Below are 20,294 nucleotides of genomic sequence, written 5' to 3'. Positions count from 1 at the left end.
ATGTCATTTTTAGCTCTTACAGGTATACCGCTTTTGCTTTATCGCGCAGGTTATAAGCCGAGGCCATCACCTCACCATAAGCCCCTGCCGACCAGATAGCAATCAGGTCACCTCTTTGGGTTTCAGGAAGGATGACAGCCTTGCCAAAGCAGTCAGACGATTCACAGATAGGGCCTACCACATCATAACGGGCTTCTGCTTTTTCACTTGTCAGATTCTCAATTTTATGATACGACTGGTACAGGGCCGGGCGAATCAGTTCCGTCATGCCGGCATCCAGAATAGCGAAATTCGTATTCTGGCCATTTTTGATGTACAGCACCTTTGATATAAGTGTACCGCATTGTGCCACCAGCGCACGGCCCAGCTCAAAATGCACTTCCTGCCCCGGACGCAATTCCAGGAACTGGTTGAAAAGCCCGAAATAAGCTTCGAAATCAGGAATAGGCTGTTGCTCCGGGTGATAATAATCCACGCCCAAGCCTCCGCCTACGTTTATATGCTGCAACTGTATGTTACGCGCCAAGAACCACTCCTGAAATTCATTCACCCGCGTGCACAGGTTTTTGAAAACCGTAAGGTCTGTAATTTGGGAACCGATGTGGAAGTGAATGCCAATCAACTCGAGATGCTTTAGCTCCTTTAGCTGCTCCAGCACACTTTCCAGTTCCCATGCGTTAATACCGAATTTATTCTCCTCAAGGCCAGTAGTGATGTACTTGTGCGTATTGGCGTTCACGTTCGGGTTAATGCGCAGCGCTATCCGCGCCACTCGCCCTTTCTTCTCCGCCAGCTCATTCAGCACCTCTAACTCGTGGCTCGACTCGCAGTTAAAGCAGAAGATATCCTGTTCTAAGGCATAGTTTATTTCAGCATCGGATTTGCCTACTCCTGCAAAAACGACATCCTGGGGTGCAAAGCCATTTTCAATGGCTGCTTTAATCTCATTTCCACTCACGCAGTCTGCTCCAAAGCCGAATTCGCGCATTGCATCCAGCACGGGAGCGTTTGCGTTCGCTTTCAGGGCATAATGTACGTGATAATTATACTTGTCGGCTTCCTGCTTTGATGCTTGCAGCGTCTGGCGCAGCAGGTTTAAGTTATAGGCATAAAAAGGAGTTTGCTGCTGTTGCAACTCCTCTAAGTTTAGGTTAAGCATTTGATGTGTTTCTCTCAAAAAATTCCTTCGTTCAGTTTTGTCAGAGCCTCTACTTTGTTGCTGGTGTCAATCAGCAGGCTGATGTTGTTCTTGCTGCCGCCATAAGATATCATGCGTACCGGAACCTCTTCCAGGGATGTGAATATCTTCAAGGCAGATCCGCTGCGCGCAGAGATAAAATCACCTACAACACAAATGATCGTTTGCGCTGTGTCCACTTCAACCTGGCCGAAAGCCTCCAGCTCTGAAACGATTTCATTCAGAGACTTGTCATTGTCGATAGTCAGAGAAACAGCTACCTCAGAGGTAGTAATCATGTCGATTGGTGTCTTGTAGCGCTCAAATACCTCGAAAACACTGCGCAGGAAACCATATGCCAACAACATCCGCCCTGACTTTATCTTGATAGCAGTGATGCCATCCTTCGCAGCTACGGCTTTGATGCTGCCACCAGTGCTCTCAGCGGAGATGGTAGTACCTTGCGCCTCGGGTTCCATGGTGTTAAGCAGGCGTACCGGTATATTCTTTTTCTTGGCAGGTGTTACGCTGCTTGGGTGCAGAATTTTAGCACCGAAATAGGCCAGCTCTGCCGCCTCATCAAAAGACAGTTCCGCGATAGGGTAGGTGTTTTTGACGATACGCGGGTCGTTGTTATGCATGCCACTGATGTCGGTCCAGATCTGGATTTCGTCGGCATCGGCAGCAGCACCTATCAGGGAAGCAGAATAGTCAGAGCCCCCACGCTTCAGGTTATCTATTTCGCCAAACGCATTGCGGCAGATGTAGCCCTGGGTAATGAAAAGCTTTGCATCCGGGTACTGCTCCAGTTCTGTTTTCAGTTGCTTCGCGATGTATGGTGCGTCCGGCTCTTCGTTCTCATCAATTTTCATGAAGTTCAGGGCCGGCAGCAACACCGACGGAATGCCATTCTCCTCAAGGAAGAACTGGAACAATGCCGTCGAAAGCAACTCACCCTGCGCCAGCACCGCCCGCTCTTCATGAATCGTGAACAGGTCCTGCGTAAATGCGCGGAGGTAATCGAAATGAGTTGTCAGCAGGTCGTTCGCCTGTTTTCTTTTTTCGGTGGAGGTGTAGAGTTCCTCTACCACCTGTTTATATTTATCATGCAGCGCATCAATCAGCGCATTCGCTTCCTGGTTCTTGTTCTGGTACAGCGTCTCAGCTATTTGTACCAACGCATTTGTGGTGCCCGACATAGCAGACAACACCACAATTCTAGGCTCATCGCTTTGGATGAGCGAGGCAACCGCCCTCATTCTCTCAGCAGAACCTACAGAGGTGCCACCGAATTTCAGAATTCTCATTTATGTAATTGAAAAATGAAAGATTGTTATGCCGTAAAATTAGCAAAAAAGGAGCATAATATCGTAGGTTATCAAAACTATAGCTACAAAAAACGCGCTCTGTAAAATCCTAGCCTCCTTGTTTAATAGTATAGCTGAGTTTTTATGCTAGTAGAAGCTATACTGTAACAATGAAAATGACAGGCGATAACTGCTGAAGTACAGGCTTCTTCCCAAGAGCTATTAACGGTTGCAGTACACAATTATACTTGCCGCATTGCCACCAAACCCTGCGGCATTAATCATAATGCGGGTAAAGCGAGAGACGCTGAAGGAAGGAAGCAGGGTAGGAAAAGGAATGGCCGCAAACTGTTGGTGCTGCAAAACATAAAGGGCATATTGGAGACTAAGGGCACCGGAGGCACCGAGGGTATGGCCGATCAGCCATTTGTTTGTGGTGATAGCAGGCGACTTTTCTCCAAAAACAGCTTCTATAGCGGCAAGTTCTGCTCTGTCGCCGGCGCGGGTGCCGGGGGTGTGCGTAATAATGAGATCTACCTGGCGATCGTGCTCCGGTAATTGCGCAAGCGCATGCCGCATCGACTTCTGAAAGTTGATACCTTCCGCAGAAATGCCCGTTTTACTCATTATCTTCTCAAATCCTAAACCAACGGCTTCCACCACCACATCGCCTGCTGCAAGCCGATCTGATGCTACCTGCTCCAGGGCAAAAACAGCTGCACCCTCGCCTAAAACAAAGGTATTCTGCTTTTCTACCGCATAAGGCTGGCAGGGGTAAGGCTGAACAGCTAGTTTAGAGTAAATACCCACAGCCTTCATCTGCGACAATGTAAAAGGCGTAAGGGGTGCCTCGGTGCCTCCTGCCAGAAAGCGTTGTGCCATACCTGCCTTCAGCCAGGCCACGCCATTGGCCACAGCCATCAATGCGGTGCTGCATGTAATCGAATGGCTGATTTGTGCGCCACCCGCATTTACGGCATGCGCCACCCAACTGGAGAGGTTGCCTAAGGTGGTGGTAGGAGAGGCGCTGGAAGAAAGCGCACCTTCGGGGCTTTGCTGATAGCCACTGAAATGCTGCTCAAACAGGCCTGTGGCACCTCGCGAAGAACCAATGTTCACCCCTAAATCGTCTGCAGTAGCTGTGCCTTCCTGCAGCCAGCCTGCTTCTGCAGCAGCCTGTCGTGCGGCATAGATAGCCAGCAGCACAGAGCGGTCAAGTTGCCGGTAGTTTGGGTCTGAATGGGTTAGACGCTGCAGTTCAGCCTCGGCTGTGGTGGGAAGTGCGGCAACCGGAACGGCCTGCCCATGATGCATAACCGTAGAAAAGGAAGGAATGCCTGCAGTATAGGCGGCGGCAACTGACGCTGCATCATACCCTTGCGGCGAGATAAGGCCTGTTCCTCTAATGATGATATGTGATTTCTCTGCTTCCAAATCCCGGTAAAGGTATAAGATTAATCGCAGACTATGCGGCTAAGATCAGAAAAGGGAATGAGGTTTGAAGGGAGGCAGAAAGGTTAGTCGTGCAGCATTGTTAGGTCCGGGCGGGGGTAATGCCTGTTACCGGAAACCACCTCCTGCATCCCTGAAATGGTCTGATATACCTGGTTAAGCTGCTCATCAGTGATGCAATAGGGCGCAATAACATAGATGATATTACCGAGCGGCCGAAGGATAACGCCATGATATAATGCAAAGCTGTAGAGCGTATCCCGCAGGTCGCTAAAGTAGGAGGTGGTGCTGTCCTCAAATTCTACAGCCAGTATGGTGCCCTGCTGACGCACTTCCTTTATATATGGCATTTGCTTTATGCGCGCTGCGAATGCGTTGTGCTGGCTGCAGATGCGGCGGATGTTGTCCTGTGTCTCAGATTGCAGCAGTAGGTCGAGGCTGGCTAAACCGGCGGCGCAGGCTACGGGATTGGCCGTGTAGCTGTGGCCATGGAAGAGCGTTTTGCTTTTGTCTTCGTGCAGAAAGGCTTCGTAGATTTTTTCGTTGCAGGAAGTTGCTCCAAGCGCCATGGTGCCGCCTGTGAGCCCTTTCGAAAGGCAAACCATATCCGGCTGATGCTGCAGGTAGTCGGTGGCAAAGGTACGGCCGGTACGTCCAAAGCCCGTCATTACTTCATCGGCAATGGTCAGGATGTTGTGCTGCTGGCAGAGTTGCATGAGTTTGTTTAGTACCTCCGGCGTATACATGACCATGCCCGCTGTGCCCAACACCAGCGGCTCGTAAATAAATGCGGCCACATCACCACCTGAGGCATAAGCTTCCAGCTGCTTTACTGTCTCTTCCTCTTTACCAGGAACGGGCACATCCACGAACTCTACCTCGAACAGGTAAGACCAAAAGGGGGCGGTAAAGGCGCTACGTGCGCTAACAGCCATGGCACCAAAGGTGTCGCCGTGGTAGCTGTCTCGGAAAGCGATGATTTTCTTTTTAGGAGTACCGAGGTTGTTCCAGTATTGGATGGCCATTTTCAGCGCCACTTCCACAGCAGTAGAGCCATTGTCGGAGTAGAACATACGGCTCTGGCCCTGCGGCAGGATTTGCAGCAGGCGCTCAGCTAATTCCACAGCTGGGGCGTGTGTGAAGCCGGCAAAAATAACATGCTCCAGCGTTTGCAACTGCTCTGCAACCTTCTGGGCAATGTAGGGGTGTGCGTGCCCGTGCAGGTTCACCCACCACGACGAAACAGCATCAACATAACCCGTACCATCTTCCGCGTATAACATGGCTCCTTCTCCCCGAACGATCGGGATTGGAAGGGCAGCTGTTTTCATCTGTGTGTACGGATGCCAGATGACGTTCTGGTCGCGTTGGGATAAAGACATTTTACTGTTGTAGGTTTAATTCAAAAATCAAAGTGTAGAAGTTCTTCCAAATTCTGAGTCTTTTTTTCTATAATATGGATTTAAACTCTTGCGCGTATGCTGCTACGGCTTCTTTACAAAACTCAGCCTCCTGCCGAATAGAAGGTAGTTTGCGCAGGCCGGTGTAGTTCACGATAAAATCTTCGGAGGCAGTGTTTTCTTCACCGTTAAAGATAATGCCGGCCACCGGCACTTTGCGGTAGCGTAATACCTCGGCTGTGAGTAAGGTGTGGTTGATGCTACCCAAGTAATTGCGGGAGACTAGTACTACCTCCAGCCCCAGTTGTTGCACCAGGTCCAGCATCAGGAAGCGTTTGTTGAGGGGCACCATCAATCCTCCGGCACCTTCCACCACCATTTTATTCTCTGTTTGCGGCAGCTTCATGCCGTGCACGTCAATCTCTACGCCTTCGGCAGCGGCGGCGCGGTGTGGGGAGGCAGCCATCTTCAGGCGGTATGCTTCTTGGTGAAATACGGACACGGTGTTAGAAACCAGGCTCTTAACAGTATCGGTATCCGTAAAATCCAGGCCACCTGCCTGCACAGGTTTCCAGTAGTCGGCCTGAAGGGCTTCGGTCAGGATGGCGGCAGCAACTGTTTTGCCCACGTCTGTTCCGATGCCGGTGATAAAATAGCTTTTCATATTCCTTTGGCTATGGCCTTCACGAGGCCTTCAATTTCCTGTAATGTATTATATGCATGCACGATCACCCGCAGGCGCTCCTGGCCTTTCGGCACGGTAGGGCTTAGCACGGGGCGCACATCAAACTTCTCTGCCTGTAAAAACGAAGCCAGTGCTTTTAGCTTCGCAGTGCCGCCTTCTTCAACAAAAACAGAAAGTATCACACTTTCTGCAGGAGTACAGCGGATGCCGTTTATCTTATTCAGTTGCTCAGATAAATGGCTGGATAGCATTTTTACCTGCTGGCGCTCTTTTTCCAGTTCCGGCAGCAGATCATAGACACATTTTAGCGTAACCAATGCATGCGTCGGTAAACCGGTGGTATAGATAAAGGCACGGCTGTAGTTGATTAGGAAATCGCGCAGCACCTGTGGCCCTACTACAGCGGCCCCATGTGCTCCCATTGCTTTGCCATAGGTAATCACCTGCGCGAATACCTGGTTCTCTAAGCCCAGTGCCACGGTTAATCCTTCACCTTTTTCTCCGTAAAGGCCCACGGCATGTGCCTCGTCTACAATTAGTGCTGCATTCACACTTTTGCACAGCTGCGCCAATTCCTGCAGCGGCGCTTTATCGCCTTCCATGGAGTAGACAGACTCCACTACCACATATACCTGCCCTGTAGCAAGCTTCAGCTTCTGCTGCAGGTCCTGCAGGTTGTTGTGCCGGAAACTGTAGCTTTTTGCGAAGCTCAGGCGCAGGCCGTCTTTCATAGAGGCGTGGCTTGCCTCGTCGTAAAAAACGGTGTCGCCCCGCTGTGGCAAGGCAGACAGGAGCCCGACGTTAGCCGCATACCCGGAATTGTACAGCAAGGCTGCCTCTCCATGGTGGTACTTGGCTATCGTTTCCTCCAGTTCCTCAAATAAAGTGTGGTTGCCAGATAATAGTCGCGAGCCGGTAGCTCCCAACGGTAGATGGCTGTACTGCTGCTCTGTTGCCTGAATGTGTGCCCGCAGTTTTTCGGAACGGGCCAGTCCGAGGTAATCATTTGAGCAGAAGTCGGTGAGGCCGGTGGCAGTTTTGAGCTGGCGCAAGTTGCCTTGCGCCGCCCGTTCCGCCAGCTTTTGCTGTAATCGTTTATGTATTTCCATAGGCGGCTGTTACACCGTCTGTGGCAATGTTTCTTCTTTAAATGATTTGCGTGGGGAGAGGCCCAGCAGGTCGAACATCGCTTTGTCCTGGTCAAAGTCAGGGTTTGGCGTCGTTAGCAGTTTCTCTCCTGTGAAGATGGAGTTCGCACCAGCCAAAAAGCAAAGTGCCTGCTCCGTTACGTCCATCTGCTCACGGCCAGCTGAGAGGCGAACCATTGTTTTAGGCATTAGGATGCGGGCAGTGGCAATCATGCGCACCATTTCCCATACAGATACGCGCGGCTGGTTCTCCAGTGGTGTGCCTTTTACCGGCACCAGCGCGTTTACCGGCACAGACTCCGGATGCTGCTCCAGCGTGGACAGGGTATAGAGCATGCCAATGCGGTCTTCGTCCGTTTCGCCCAGTCCGATGATACCACCTGAGCAAACAGAGATTCCTGCTTTGCGTACGTTGTTAATCGTTCCTAAGCGGTCATCATAGGTGCGGGTGGTGATAATTTTGTCGTAGTGCTCTTCGGAGGTGTCCAGGTTGTGGTTGTAGGCATACAGTCCGGCTTCCTTCAGCCGTTCTGCCTGGTACTCGTTCACCATACCTAAAGTGCAGCAAACTTCCAGTCCCAAATCATTCACGCCTTTTACCATGTCCAGCACCTTGTCGAAGTCGCGGTTGTCGCGCACTTCGCGCCAGGCAGCGCCCATGCAGAAACGGGTAGAGCCGCCTTCCTTTGCGCGGCGGGCTGATGCCAGCACCTGCTCCTGTTGCAGCAGTTTATGCACGTCAACACCTGTATTGTACCGGGCTGCCTGCGGGCAGTAGGCGCAGTCTTCAGAACAGCCACCTGTTTTCACGGATAATAAAGTACAAACCTGCACCTCGCCGGTAGCCTGGTATTGCTTATGCACATTAGCCGCTTCTACTATCAGCTCCAGCACTGGCTTATTATAAATCGCTTTTATCTCCTCCAGACTCCAGTCGGTTCGGATGTCTGTGTTCAGTCCGTTTTGGGTCATGCTACTCGTGTTTAGGTTACGAAGGTAATTTGAAGATTTAGGAATTAAAAATCAAAGATATGGGTAGGTTTAGTGGATAATTAGCTAAGTAGTTCAGCAATTGAAGGTTTTCTGTGGAAAAATTGGTTTGTTATTTTGTTGGCATTTTTTGAGACGGGGCTAGTTGTAGTTTTTTTATACCCTTACCTGTGTGGCTGAACCATTTGGGAAAGTGAGTTTCAGTTTAAATGAAGTGTTAGTCATAAATTTTCATAAACACCCCTCTTATTAGCATAAGATTTCAGCCCCGGTTTGTGGTCTGATTTAAGTAATTGTATTTTTTTGTAACTATAGAGGCATATTCAAAGTTTTAGGTGTAATATATTTTACATTGATAGAGTAGATGAAACCTGATTTGCTTATGCTTAACACTCCTCCAAACCAACCCACAGCCAAGCATTCTCACGTGATAAAGCTGTTTCCGATGATCGTAGCAAAGGCGCTTGCAGCAGTGGTGCTCGTTTTAATGTTGGCATACATAGCAGGTATGGTTTACGAAAAAATGTATTACCCTGAACCTTCTACACTTGCTTACCGACTTATTCGGGGTTTTGATATGAACTGGGAAGAGAATGTTCCTGCCTTCTTTTCCACTGCTATATTGCTCCTGGCTTCATTACTTCTTTTCGCTGTATATCACCTGAAAAGTAGTTACAAAGCAGAGCGAAGAAAATGGGGTATCCTGAGCATCGTTTTTCTTTTTATGGCTGTTGATGAGAGTCTTCAGATACATGAGTATGTAAGTGAGGTTGTAAGGCCTATGCTGGTAAGTGACCTTTCAGGCTTGCTGTATTGGGCGTGGGTGGTGCCTTATGGAGTACTGGTGTTAGCTGCAGTGGCTTTTTTTCTGCCTTTTGTGTGGAGTCTCCCTTTAAAAACCAGAACGCTGTTCATAACCTCAGGTGCTATGTTTGTGGCAGGCGCACTTGGACTAGAGCTTTTTGAGGGATATTTCTATGTGAGATACGGATACGATCATATCTATAACCTGGTGCTGTACTGTATGGAAGAGGTACTGGAAATGAGCGGTGTGGTGCTTTTTATTTATGCGCTGCTGGATTACATGGTGTTGCTAAAGGCGCAGGTACTGTTTGTTCCCGGTAAGCACAAGGAGGGGCTGGTGGAGCAACTATTCCATTCACAAGAAACTGATGTAGCTGCAAGGCCAAAAGTATAGCATTTAATTATTTGTTTTTAAAATAGTTTAATAGCTGTATCAGAAAGAGACTATAAAACAGAAAAGCACCCATTTCTGGATGCTTTTCTGTTTTATAGTTTACCTATTTCGTCTTCTCTTCCAATACCTGACCGTTCCGGAAAACCACCGTTTTCAAAAGCTTTCCTTCTTCATCAAAGTATTTCCAGTTGCCTGTTTCCCTGTTGTTGCGGAACTGGCCTGTTACTTCTGTTTTGCCGCTCTCGAAGAACTGCTTATAGGGGCCAAAACGAAGGCCGTCTTTATGGTTAGTTTCAGATTTTAACTTTCCGGATGGATAAAACTCATTTAGTACGCCGACGATTTTAGTCTTCTCATACTTCACCTTCGTTTTAACTGCTCCGTTTTCATGATAGGTCAGGCGGTCGCCGGTAAGCTGGTCGTTGGTAAAGTTTTCGCTTACCTGAACTTTTTTGCCGGGTACATCAAAATAGATTTTCCAATTCCCGCTGCGTTTTTTATCCTTAAACTGCTCCTCCGCTTTTATATTGCCGGAGGCATAGTAGGTTGTCATTTTAATATCGCTGCCGTTGTTGCTGTAGTTGGCTTCTTCGCGCAGGCTTCCGTCTTCATAAAAGAATTGGGTTAGTCCTGCCGGATTACCGTTTTTATAGTTAATCACGCTGCGGGGCTTGCCGTTTTCAAAGTATGCTTTCGACGGGCCGTGCATTTTGCCAGCCAGAAAACCGCCTTCCGTGCTTAGCTTTCCGGATTTATAGTAGCTCCTGAAAGTGCCGTTCTTCTGGCCCGCTACATTGTTTACCTCTGTCTGCAGTTGTCCATTGTCGAAATATGTCTTGTAGGAGCCCTCCAACATACCGTTTCGGTACACAGCATCTGTTTCTATGTTGCCGCTCGGGTAGTAGGTTTTGGCAGGCCCATTCTGTTGGCTGTCTTTATATGTTATCTCCGACTTAGGTTTACCTGTGGGGTAATACTCGCGCACCAGACCCTCCGGAAAACCATTTGCAAAGGTGGTTTCTGTTTTGAGGGTGCCATCGGCATAGTAAGTTTTGAGCACATTGCTCTGCTTGTCATTGTCATAACTGCCTTCCTGCAGCAGGCGTCCATCTGGCTGGAAAGCCTTGAAAGGACCCTGCTTAATGTCCATGGCATAGGTTAGCTGGATCTTTGGATTACCATTAGGGTAAAATTCCGTGTATACACTGTCCTTTTTACCTTCTACAAACTTCATCAGTGCCTCGCGCTCCCCGGTAGGGTAGTAGCGGTTGTAGTAACCAACAATAGCAGAGTCCGGTGTGATATAATATTCTTCTTTAACAGAAGTGCGGGCTTCGTCGTGGAAGGTGGTGACCTTTGTTTGCGCTGTGGCAAGAGTTTGCAGCAAGCACAGCGAAGCAGATAACAGCAATAATTTATACATGTATATTCTTAGCGGTTTTGATTTTGATGTAGCATATAAACCGGCTTTTGTGCCTGCTCTTTGCTTCATGAAAGTAAGAAACAACAATCATGCGACAAGGATTCATTTAGGAGCAGTTCCGTAAATCTTCCCCTTTATATGAATCTAACTGCGGATAAAACAAATAAATTATTTTCTTCGGGGACTATTTCTTGTACACAAATAAAAAAGCCTTTATTGCTGATTTAAGGCTCAGAAAAGAAAAGTGATGTAAAAGCACATAGGTGGCAGGAAGGGGTCGGCTGAGGTATTCACAAATAAACAGTTAGAAGGAAGAAACTGCAGGATTTTGGAGAAAACCAGCAGCGGCAGCTTTTTACTGGCTGAAACTTCGCCTGGCTAAGATGCTGTTCCGCCTAGGTATTCTTATCCCTTTCTGACGCTGGCCGTCTGGTACTGAATTGTACAACAAATGTGAGGTTGATATACGCTGCCAGACTATTGCTTTTGTGGGTGGTGCTTTCAAAAAATTATTCATCCGGATAAGTATCCAGCTTAATCTTTTCGATCAGGAGGTAATTTTTGAACTGGTGAATAAGTTTGCCCATTTCTTTTTCCTTTTGCTCCAGTGCCGCTACTTCTTCGTCAGAAGTTTGCAGCACCGGGCGCAGTCTGAAAAGACTGTCCTGTAGTTGCGGAATTGCGCCTTCTATATGCTGTTGCATTTCTTCGGGCTGCTCAGTTTGTAACTGCTGCTCCAGTTCCTGGATGTAACGCTCCAGAAACTCCACCATATGCCAGGGATTATTCGGGCGGTTCCAGGTGAACGTGGTATTGCAGCGGCGGCAACGGTACGTGTTGCTCTTCCAGCCGTACTCATTTGTAGCCACTCCGGTCTTTTTCAGCATGTCCGCCTGATGACATTTCGGACATTGCGCCTTATCTTCAATAATTCTCTCGAGGCGCTGGCGCTTGTCTAATATGGCGGCGCGGTTTTCAGCATGTCTGTAAAGCTGCGTCTCTAAATTCTGACACGCCTTTGTCAACTGCTCATGCTCTTCATTGAGCTTACCTGTAGCCACCAGCTGGTCACCGCGTTTGCTAAAGAAGCGAATCAGTTTTATCAGTTCTCTCTCGTTAGGCTTCAGTTCTGCTTGGTTCATACGACAAAAATAGGGCTAATTAAAGAGTTAAAAAGTTAGAAACTTAGAATGTTAGAAAGTTACAGTTAAAAAACTTACTACCTGCCCTATATGGAGTAGGATAAGATATACCTACGCATAAAATTTTATCAGATGGCTTGAAGTTGGATTGGTATGTATAAGTTTTAATGCCATAATGAGCCAGATTCACTACTAATTCAACTTTCTAACTCTTTAACATTCTAACTTTTAGAACTTTCTCTGACTCTTTTATAGATACGAATGGCGAGCATGAGAATCGCGGAAAAGAGAATCAGCCCCAGGATGCCCCAGAGCATGCTGAGGGAGCTTTTCAGCACCACCAGAAAAACGATGCTGATGAGGAACAGCGTGGCCACTTCGTTCCAGATGCGGAGTTGAGTTGGGGTATACTTCAGGATGCCGTGTTGCTGTTGCCTGAAAATACGATGACAGAGGAAATGATAAATATAGAGCCCCACAACAAAACACAGCTTCCAAATGAGCCAGCCGGGGATGGAGCCGTAGAGGTACAACATCGTTAGGCCGAAGATTAGCGTGAGCACAGCAGAGGGCCAGGTGATGCCGTACCACAGTCTTTTCTGCATCAGGGCCAGTTGCTGTTGTAAGATCGATTTTTCCGGCTCCGGCTTCTCATCCGCTTCTGCATAGTATATAAACAGACGCACAATGTAGAACAACCCGGCAAACCAGGTAACAACAAAAATAATGTGCAGCGCCTTAACGTAGAAAAAGCTCATGACTGTGATGCTTGTTTCTACAAAGGTAAGGGTTCTGAGACAGAATTCAGGCTTTGCTGGTTTTTCTGAGATGCTGTGTCATGCAATCAGCTATTTCCAAGTGTGGACATTTTAGAATTCTCGTTACCGGGTCAAACCACCCCTGCCCCTCCATGTCTAAGGATGGGAACCTGCTGTTCAGGCTCTACTTTGCTACTTCTATAGCAAGTTGGCAGATGATAAATTTATACTCTACTGCAATGACATAAACTCTGAAAGCGGCAAAATAAAGCTTCCCTCGTTGGACTCTAAAGAGGGCCTCTGCACCCCCAGGAGGAGCAGTGGTAATTAGATATATAACCGGCAGCTTACACTGATCTGCTAAATTCTGGCGTTGTTGGCTTTGCCTCCCACAGCCGTGCATCGAGGCACATGGCGATGTTGCGCAGGAAAGGTCTTCCAGCCGGAAGCACCTGTATATAACCATTGCGGTATTCCACTAAGCCATCGGCGGCTAATGGCTGAAGGCGAACGAGTGCATCCACGAAATAAGGTTCCTCGTCCTTGCTCCAGGAAGTGTGCAGGCGGCACATCAGGTTCAGGATGTGCTGCCTGATGTGGATATCTTCCTGTGTTAATTCATGGCCTTTGAAAATTGGCAGTTGACCTGTGGCAACAGCTGCTTCGTAGGCTTCTACCTCTTTAATGTTCTGCATAAAGGCAGTGCCGGTGTCAGAGATGCTGGAGGCACCCAAGCCAATCAGAAGTTCAGTGTGTCGGGGTGTGTAGCCCATGAAATTGCGGTGCAGTTTGCCCTGTTGCGCGGCAATATACAGTTCGTCCTCCGGCAGCGCGAAATGATCCAGGCCTATTTCTACATATCCAGCTTCTTCCAAAAGGTTTCTTCCTAATTCATATAAGCCACGCTTCTCGGCTGGCTCCGGCAGGTCGGCTTCAGAATAGCGGCGTTGTGCTTTGCTTTTCCAGGGTACGTGGGCATAACTGTAAAAGGCAATGCGTTCCGGACGCAGTTCTTTTACTTTCCCAATGGTGTGGCGCACGCTGTCAGCTGTCTGGTGGGGCAGGCCATAAATAATGTCGCCGTTGATAGAAGTATAGCCGATAGCGCGAGCGGTGTCGAACAAATCTTTTGTCTGCTCAAAGCTTTGGATGCGGTTAATGACAAACTGCACGCGCGGGTCAAAGTCCTGAATGCCTACACTTAGTCTTCTGAAGCCGATGTCATACAGCACCTGAAGCTGCGCTGCGTTGGTGGCGTTCGGGTGCACCTCCACGCTAAATTCCGCCTCAGGAGTTACTTCTGCCTTGCTGAGCAGGGACTCCAGCAGCTTTTTCAGGTTTTCGGCGCTGAAGAAGGTGGGCGTGCCACCGCCAAGATGCAATTCCGTAATACGTGGCTTTTCTCCAAATGCCGCCAGGTACTGGTCCCACTCCTGTAGCAGGGCCTGCATATAGGGCTCCTCTACCCCGTGGTTTTTGGTGATGCGTTTGTTGCAACCACAGTAGGTGCAGAGTTGCTCGCAAAAGGGCAGGTGCAGGTATAAGCTGATGCCTTCGGAAGTGTTAGTTTTCCGGAAAGCCTTTTTTACATGCTGCAACCAGCGCTCCTGTGTGAGCGGGGCATCGTCCCAGTAAGGCACAGTGGGGTAGCTGGTATAGCGTGGCGACGGCACATCATACTTAGCCAGCAGCGCAGCAGGGGTGGTATATATAGGGGCACTATTCATATTTTCTCTCCTCATTCTTGAATTTCTATGTGCAAAGTTCGGTTGTGCAAGGGAGGCAGGAAATGATTATTGTCAGCTAAAAGCCCTCTTTTTCGTGACTTTTAGCATAAACCTGTGTAATTTCACAAGATTTGCTACAAAAACTGTGTTTTTGATATATGAGATTAACCACACCAACACTACTACTGGATAAGAAGAAAAGCTTGAACAACATCAGGAGGATGGTGCAGAAGGCTAAGGAGAACGGCATCCGGTTGCGTCCGCATTTCAAAACGCATCAGTCGGCGCAGGTGGGCGCGTGGTTCCGGGAATATAACATTGATGCCATTACAGTATCGTCCTTAAAAATGGCTCGCTATTTTGCCAACCAGGGCTGGAAAGACATCATGGTGGCTTTTCCGGCCAATGTGCTGGAGATGGACACTATGAATGAACTGGCCGCCCACATAAAGCTACATGTGCTGGCTGTAAACGTGGAGACGGTGGAGGCGCTGGCCATTGGCCTGAAGCACCCGGTACAGATATGGGTAAAAATAGATACAGGCTATCGCCGCACAGGGGTGTTGGCGAATAACCACACAGCCCTTGATACTATAATACAGAAGATAAAGGAAAGCGATAAACTACAGTTTGCCGGTTTTGTGGTGCACGATGGACATACCTACAAGCAAACGGATGTTTATGCCATTCAAACCATACATAATACTTCCGTATACCTTCTGCAACTGCTCCGGGAACGCTATATCGGGCAGTTTCCGAACCTGCAGCTCTCTATCGGTGATACGCCTTCGTGCAGCATTCTGGATTCACTGACAGGAGTAGATGAAATCAGGCCGGGTAACTTTGTATTTTATGATGTGATGCAACAGCGCATCGGCTCCTGCAGCTTTGATGATGTTGCCGTATGCATGGCCTGCCCCGTGGTGGCCAAACATCCTAACCGTGGGGAAATTATTATTTATGGAGGCAGCGTACATTTCTCCAAAGATGCACTACCGCTGGAAGACAGTTCTGTGATATATGGCCGTGTGGTGGAGTTCACGAACGATGGCTGGACGACTCCGGTCAATGGCATTGACCTCGTGTCGCTGTCGCAGGAGCATGGCGTTATCAAAGCCTCCCCTGAGCAATTTGAGAAATACCACATTGGAGACATGATCGGGATCCTGCCGGTGCATTCGTGCCTGACAGCAGACTTGATGAGAGGCTATATGACAACTGACGGAGAGATACTGGAGCATCTGTCGGGTGTGCCGCAACGGGAACTGGAAATACTGTAAGCATTGAGCCGGAAGGGAAAATCTACAGCAGACGATGGCTGGGGTGCTATTCCAAAGCAGCCTCCCAAACGCGTTGTTCGCGCTAAGGCAACAGCTAAAACTGCCGTTAAGCCCGTCGCTAAGCCCAGGGCCAAACCAAAAAAGAATTCGCGGCCGCCGTCGCCCTACAAGTTCTGGGTAGGGGTGGCAGTGCTGGTAACGCTGGCGCTGGTAGTGCTCTATGTGGAGTTTTTTGTTGAGAAACCCAAGCCTGCCTGGCCCGAGGGCTATAGTGTGTATGGCATTGATGTGTCGCATTATCAGCGGGAGATAGACTGGCAGCAGGTGCGGGAAAACGAAGTTGCCTTTGCTTTTGTAAAAGCGACGGAAGGCAGGAGCTTAAAGGACAAGCACTTTCAGAATAACTGGGAAGGTGCCGGTGCAGCAGGTATTATGCGTGGAGCTTATCATTTTTACCTGCCTTACCTCAAGCCGGAACTGCAGGCTGAAAACTTTACTTCCATGGTTACACTTGCGCCGGGAGACCTGCCTCCTGTGCTGGATGTGGAAGTACGGGGCAGGCAACCTGTGGCGCAACTGCGCAAGGACCTGAAGGTATGGCTGACGCAGGTGGAAAAGGTGTATGGCGTGAAGCCTATCATCTATACCGGCTATAATTTTTACAAGGATTACCTGGCCGGTCATTTTGATGAGTATCCTCTCTGGATTGCACATTATAAGGTGCCGAAACTAAAGCTTGAGAAGAGCGATACGCTAAAGCTGGCTTTCTGGCAGCATACCGATGAGGGAGCCATCAAAGGCATCACCGGAAAAGTAGATTGCAATGTGTTTAACGGCAGCATGCGGGAGTTACGCAGTCTGCGGATAAAGCAACCACCCCTATAACAGAAAGAGGCGCTACATGATAGCGCCTCTTTCTGTTATAGGGGTGTAGGTGTAAGGCTTACAGCAGAGTTAAATGAGTTATAAAAGCTGCTATCAATTTGCCCTTCTTAATCCTACTGGTATTCAAATTTTAGTATCTGCCTCCAAAGCCCCGGTCGCGGTCGTCGCCACGGTCACGGTCAAAGGTGCGTCCACGGTTGCGGCTCGCCAGGTAGTTATTGTCAGAGCTGACAAAGCCTCTGTTGAAATTTCTGTCGCCATAGGCCCCGTCGCGGTTGCTGGTGCCGTACTCGTTTTCTGAGGTGCGGTTATAGCCGCTACCCATGTAGCTGCCTTCAGCCCCGCCAAAGTTAGCCGAGTTATACCTGTCGGAGCCATAGCTGCCTCTTTTGTTGCTGCTGCCGTAGTTGCTGTTGCCTCTAGACGATCCACTGCCGGAGTTGTAATCGTCTTGGTCAAAGTTATAGCGTCCCTGATTTGAGCCCTCGAACCTTCTGGAAGTGTCAGAGCCGTAAAGGTCATGGCTTCCTGAAGAGGAGGACTCATTTCTGTCGTAGCCCCGGCTTCCACGACGGTTATGGCCGAGGAATCCTCTGTTCTGATCATTGTCAGAACTGTTGTCCCTGTCCGGGCTATAGTTAATGCCGCGGCTTGGGCTGTTCAGGTTACTCTGCCTGGCCTGGTCTGGTGAGCCCATGCCTCCATAGTAGTTGTAGTCACTCTGATTAGAGCCATAGTTTCCGCTATTGTTATCCTGAAACCCTCTGGTGCTGCCAGCGCCATACCGGTCATTGCCTGAGCTACGGCTGCTGTAGTCGCTCTCGTAAGCATAAGCACGTCGGCCGGCTGGGCTATAGTCACTACCACGGGCTTCTCCAGGGTTGCCCATGCCGCTCTCAAAGTTGTAGTCGGTATCTGCAGATCCATAGTGGCGCTGACCTATAGTGCCTCCTCTGGAAGTGCCGAACCCTTGTGCGCCGCCATAGCTACCCATGTTGCCGTAATTTCTGGAGGTGCTATAGGTGCCATATGTATCCTGGTTAGCAGTGTTGCGGGAGCCTGCCATTTCGTTGCCCTGGTTGCCCCAGGTGCCGGAGTGTCCCTCGTTGCCATAGCCACCGCGTGCCGAAGAGCCATAGTCGTCGAAGCGGTAATTGTTGTCGTTCTCAGGATGGCGGTATCGTTCAGAACGGTGTGTCTGGAAGCCACGGGAATTGTCCTGGCGATCATTTTGGTTTCTGTTCATAGCTTTTTGGTTTAGTTACGGTTAAAATGAACTGTATCATTTCTAACGAAGAGAAACATGAGTGGTTTTAAGCGAGAGGTACTAATCATAAAATTCCGCAGTTTTGAACGCTGCATAACCTTAGCTGCCGAAAAGATGAATGAACCTGGGAAATGATTGAACATTTTTTCTGCATCTCATGAAGGCCTTGGATCAGTATGTTCAGAACGAAAGAGTCTTGGTTTGTGGAGGGGCAACAGGCATACTGCACTACCTCAATTATAGAAGGCTAAGGGGTGCAAAAACATCCTAATACTAAATTCAAACGGAGTAGTTTCCATACTCATTTGCACGAAGGCTAGTTATAGGGTATTTGCTATATAACCTCCTTTAACTGTACCCGTATTAGTTTTGAACCTGTAGAAAATCAGGTCACAGCTGTTTTTGAGTTCAACGTACTGGTGTGGTATAATCTAAGCTTTTAAGAATAATGTACAAATCAGATTATACAGAAGTTTTTGAAACTTAGGGAAGAAATTTGGACAGGGAAGCAGGAGTAATAGGAGTGAAGCTTTTGTAGCTAACTTATTTTGATTGATTTATATACTTGCCCTGTGTCTAAAGAGTTTAATTTCTATGATTGGAAAGCCGTGACGGCTCAGTTATATTGTACCAGCAGATTAAATTTCATTTTGCACTACTAATTTGCGTGTAAATAAAGACTGAGAGCATGTTTAAATTTAGTTTTTGGATGCGAAAATTGTCCATGAAGGGTTCTGGCGAAACGGTTTTGGAGCTTCATAGCAGCGCTATGGAGCGAGAAAACTGTGAAGTCAGGTTCCTTTATGGGCAGTTTGCAGCGCAAAGGATGAATTTTAAACATGCTCTGATATAATTCTTTTCCACGGGTAGTTGAGCTCCATATAAAATTAACATAATGGTAAATACTGAATTTATAGAAACACTTCAGCAGCGTGAGCAATTCAGGGAGTTTTACTGGAAAAAAAGAGACCCTATTGTTAAAGACAGGTTGTTATGGAGAGCTCAGACGTTCCGGCATCTGACACATCTTCTGCCGGGACAGTCCATTTTAGAATTAGGGTGTGGTAGTGGCCTCTTTACAAAGCAACTTTACAGGGTGTCAAAAGGCGAAAACCCTATAACTGCAGCTACCTTTTTAGAGCATGTCTCGGAACAAGATAAATCATTGCCAGTAGAATTTGTATCTCTTTCCTCTTTTCCTGGCCAGCTTTCCAACCGAAAGTACGCAAACATAATAGTGATGGACTTGCATGACAGGAAAAATAGCTCTTGGTTTTTGGAGTGTATCCATACGCTCTTAGAGCCGGGTGGCCAGGTCATCTTTTATGAAAGCAATCCAAATAATCCTTTCCTGAATGCCCGTAAGGTATTTAATAAATTTACCGGTAAAACAGATTTCCGGACACTCCTCAACCGTTCAGATCTTAAAAGCTCTCTGGAAAATTCAGGATTCATCAACATTTCTGCGGTTTATAATGATTTTGTATATGCTCCGCTTACTCCGAAGGGTGTGTGGGTGCTACGTAACCTGTCCATCCTGCTGGAGAACCTTTCTCTTGTAAAATCTCTTGCCGGTGCCATTCTGATTCATGCCCAGAAACCCCCACAAGAGGTGGTATTGCCTAACATGTGCTTGTGTAACCATAAGGAATTGATAGGGGCGATATCTGTTGTGGTTCCCTGCCATAACGAAGAAATGAATTTACAGCCACTCGTTACAAGGCTTCTAGGCTTCTACGGCGATTACCTGCATGAGATTGTACTTGTAGACGATAACAGCAAGGACAATACAAAAGCAGTGATAGCGCAGTTGGCAGCGGAATATCCGTTAGTCAAGCCTGTGTACCGCACTCCCCCCAACGGTGTTGGCAGAGCCATCAGGGATGGGTACAAAGCGGCTACAGGCGAGTATATCTTGTCAATGGACTGCGATTTCCAGCATCTGTTGCCGGAACTACGGGATATGTTTGATGCGGCCGTAAAAGGCTACGATGTGGTGATTGGCAGTCGCTTTTCCCGTCGAAGCGTTTTGCTCAACTACCCGTTCCAGAAGATTATGGCGAACAGGGGCTTTCACTTCCTTGCCCGCTTTATCTTAAGAAGAAAATTCAGAGATTTAACAAACAACCTTAAACTGATACGCAAGGAGGTTTTGGACAATCTTCAGCTTACCCAGAACGATTTTGCCATCAACGCAGAAACAGGACTGATGCCCATGCTCATGGGGTATAAGGTAAGGGAGGTGCCTATATCCTGGATAAACAGAACCCCTGATATGGGCGTGTCTTCTTTCAGGCTATTCAAGGTTGGGGGAGGGTACTGGAAGGTGCTATACCAGCTTTGGCTGAAAAAGAATTTTCATAGTAAATCATATTATCCGAATATAAAATTAAAAGAGATAGACAAAGTTCGTCTGCCTTAGTGTAATAAGCTCCTGATTAACCCTCTTTTGTCT

The 20,294-nt window shown here is 48.2% G+C and carries 16 protein-coding genes; 4 read left to right on the top strand and 12 right to left on the bottom strand.

All coding sequences use genetic code 11. The features are described from left to right. Positions 1 to 16: 16 nt before the first annotated feature. The 7 genes from lysA to bioB all read right to left on the bottom strand — a co-directional run bounded on the left by lysA (position 17) and on the right by bioB (position 8,141). Complete coding sequence (gene lysA, locus DXT99_RS18920; protein WP_115567153.1) at positions 17 to 1,159, bottom strand: diaminopimelate decarboxylase; 1,143 nt, start codon at positions 1,157 to 1,159, stop codon at positions 17 to 19. 14 nt (positions 1,160 to 1,173) lie between these two features. Further along, positions 1,174 to 2,484, bottom strand: a complete 1,311-nt coding sequence (locus DXT99_RS18915; RefSeq protein WP_115567152.1) for an aspartate kinase — start codon at positions 2,482 to 2,484, stop codon at positions 1,174 to 1,176. A gap of 222 nt (positions 2,485 to 2,706) precedes the next feature. Beyond that, positions 2,707 to 3,918 carry a beta-ketoacyl synthase N-terminal-like domain-containing protein gene (locus DXT99_RS18910; RefSeq protein WP_115567151.1) on the bottom strand — a complete coding sequence of 404 codons (1,212 nt, stop codon included), beginning with the start codon at positions 3,916 to 3,918 and terminating at the stop codon, positions 2,707 to 2,709. Between the two features lie 83 nt (positions 3,919 to 4,001). Further along, positions 4,002 to 5,318 (bottom strand): adenosylmethionine--8-amino-7-oxononanoate transaminase, encoded by a 1,317-nt coding sequence (gene bioA / locus DXT99_RS18905; RefSeq protein ID WP_115567150.1) that lies wholly within the window; start codon positions 5,316 to 5,318, stop codon positions 4,002 to 4,004. A gap of 67 nt (positions 5,319 to 5,385) precedes the next feature. Then, the gene (gene bioD, locus DXT99_RS18900; RefSeq protein ID WP_115567149.1) at positions 5,386 to 6,000 is read right to left on the bottom strand and encodes a dethiobiotin synthase; all 615 of its coding nucleotides are present in this window, start codon (positions 5,998 to 6,000) and stop codon (positions 5,386 to 5,388) included. Then, the gene (locus DXT99_RS18895; protein WP_115567148.1) at positions 5,997 to 7,130 is read right to left on the bottom strand and encodes an aminotransferase class I/II-fold pyridoxal phosphate-dependent enzyme; all 1,134 of its coding nucleotides are present in this window, start codon (positions 7,128 to 7,130) and stop codon (positions 5,997 to 5,999) included. The genes bioD and DXT99_RS18895 overlap by 4 nt, the downstream gene beginning before the upstream one ends. A gap of 9 nt (positions 7,131 to 7,139) precedes the next feature. Continuing rightward, positions 7,140 to 8,141: a biotin synthase BioB gene (gene bioB / locus DXT99_RS18890; RefSeq protein WP_115567147.1), complete on the bottom strand. Its 1,002-nt coding sequence runs from the start codon at positions 8,139 to 8,141 to the stop codon at positions 7,140 to 7,142. A gap of 400 nt (positions 8,142 to 8,541) precedes the next feature. Between bioB and DXT99_RS18885 the strand changes: the two genes are divergently transcribed. Continuing rightward, complete coding sequence (locus DXT99_RS18885; protein WP_181885176.1) at positions 8,542 to 9,357, top strand: multidrug transporter; 816 nt, start codon at positions 8,542 to 8,544, stop codon at positions 9,355 to 9,357. 103 nt (positions 9,358 to 9,460) lie between these two features. Here DXT99_RS18885 and DXT99_RS18880 read toward each other — a convergent pair whose 3' ends face one another. From DXT99_RS18880 to hemN, 4 genes are all read right to left on the bottom strand, one after another. Continuing rightward, the gene (locus tag DXT99_RS18880) at positions 9,461 to 10,780 is read right to left on the bottom strand and encodes a toxin-antitoxin system YwqK family antitoxin (protein ID WP_115567146.1); all 1,320 of its coding nucleotides are present in this window, start codon (positions 10,778 to 10,780) and stop codon (positions 9,461 to 9,463) included. A gap of 509 nt (positions 10,781 to 11,289) precedes the next feature. Beyond that, positions 11,290 to 11,922 carry a hypothetical protein gene (locus DXT99_RS18875; protein WP_115567145.1) on the bottom strand — a complete coding sequence of 211 codons (633 nt, stop codon included), beginning with the start codon at positions 11,920 to 11,922 and terminating at the stop codon, positions 11,290 to 11,292. Positions 11,923 to 12,143: 221 nt separating this feature from the next. After that, positions 12,144 to 12,680 carry a CopD family protein gene (locus DXT99_RS18870; protein ID WP_115567144.1) on the bottom strand — a complete coding sequence of 179 codons (537 nt, stop codon included), beginning with the start codon at positions 12,678 to 12,680 and terminating at the stop codon, positions 12,144 to 12,146. A 347-nt stretch (positions 12,681 to 13,027) separates the two neighbouring features. Further along, entirely contained in the window at positions 13,028 to 14,407 is a 1,380-nt protein-coding gene (hemN, locus tag DXT99_RS18865; protein WP_115567143.1) for an oxygen-independent coproporphyrinogen III oxidase, read from the bottom strand. 158 nt (positions 14,408 to 14,565) lie between these two features. On the opposite strand from hemN, the gene DXT99_RS18860 reads away from it, so the two are divergent. Then, entirely contained in the window at positions 14,566 to 15,687 is a 1,122-nt protein-coding gene (locus tag DXT99_RS18860; protein WP_115567142.1) for an alanine racemase, read from the top strand. Positions 15,688 to 15,690: 3 nt separating this feature from the next. Next, complete coding sequence (locus tag DXT99_RS18855) at positions 15,691 to 16,572, top strand: glycoside hydrolase family 25 protein (protein ID WP_246000847.1); 882 nt, start codon at positions 15,691 to 15,693, stop codon at positions 16,570 to 16,572. 130 nt (positions 16,573 to 16,702) lie between these two features. Here DXT99_RS18855 and DXT99_RS18850 read toward each other — a convergent pair whose 3' ends face one another. Next, positions 16,703 to 17,818 (bottom strand): hypothetical protein, encoded by a 1,116-nt coding sequence (locus DXT99_RS18850; protein ID WP_115567141.1) that lies wholly within the window; start codon positions 17,816 to 17,818, stop codon positions 16,703 to 16,705. A gap of 916 nt (positions 17,819 to 18,734) precedes the next feature. Between DXT99_RS18850 and DXT99_RS18845 the strand changes: the two genes are divergently transcribed. Continuing rightward, positions 18,735 to 20,261, top strand: coding sequence for a glycosyltransferase (locus tag DXT99_RS18845; protein WP_115567140.1), 1,527 nt, complete (start codon positions 18,735 to 18,737; stop codon positions 20,259 to 20,261). The last annotated feature ends 33 nt before the right edge of the window (positions 20,262 to 20,294 follow it).

This window comes from Pontibacter diazotrophicus, from assembly GCF_003367245.1.
GTDB lineage: Bacteria > Bacteroidota > Bacteroidia > Cytophagales > Hymenobacteraceae > Pontibacter > Pontibacter diazotrophicus.
Note: the sequence above shows the minus strand (reverse complement) of the source record. Positions and strands in the feature narration are given on the sequence as shown.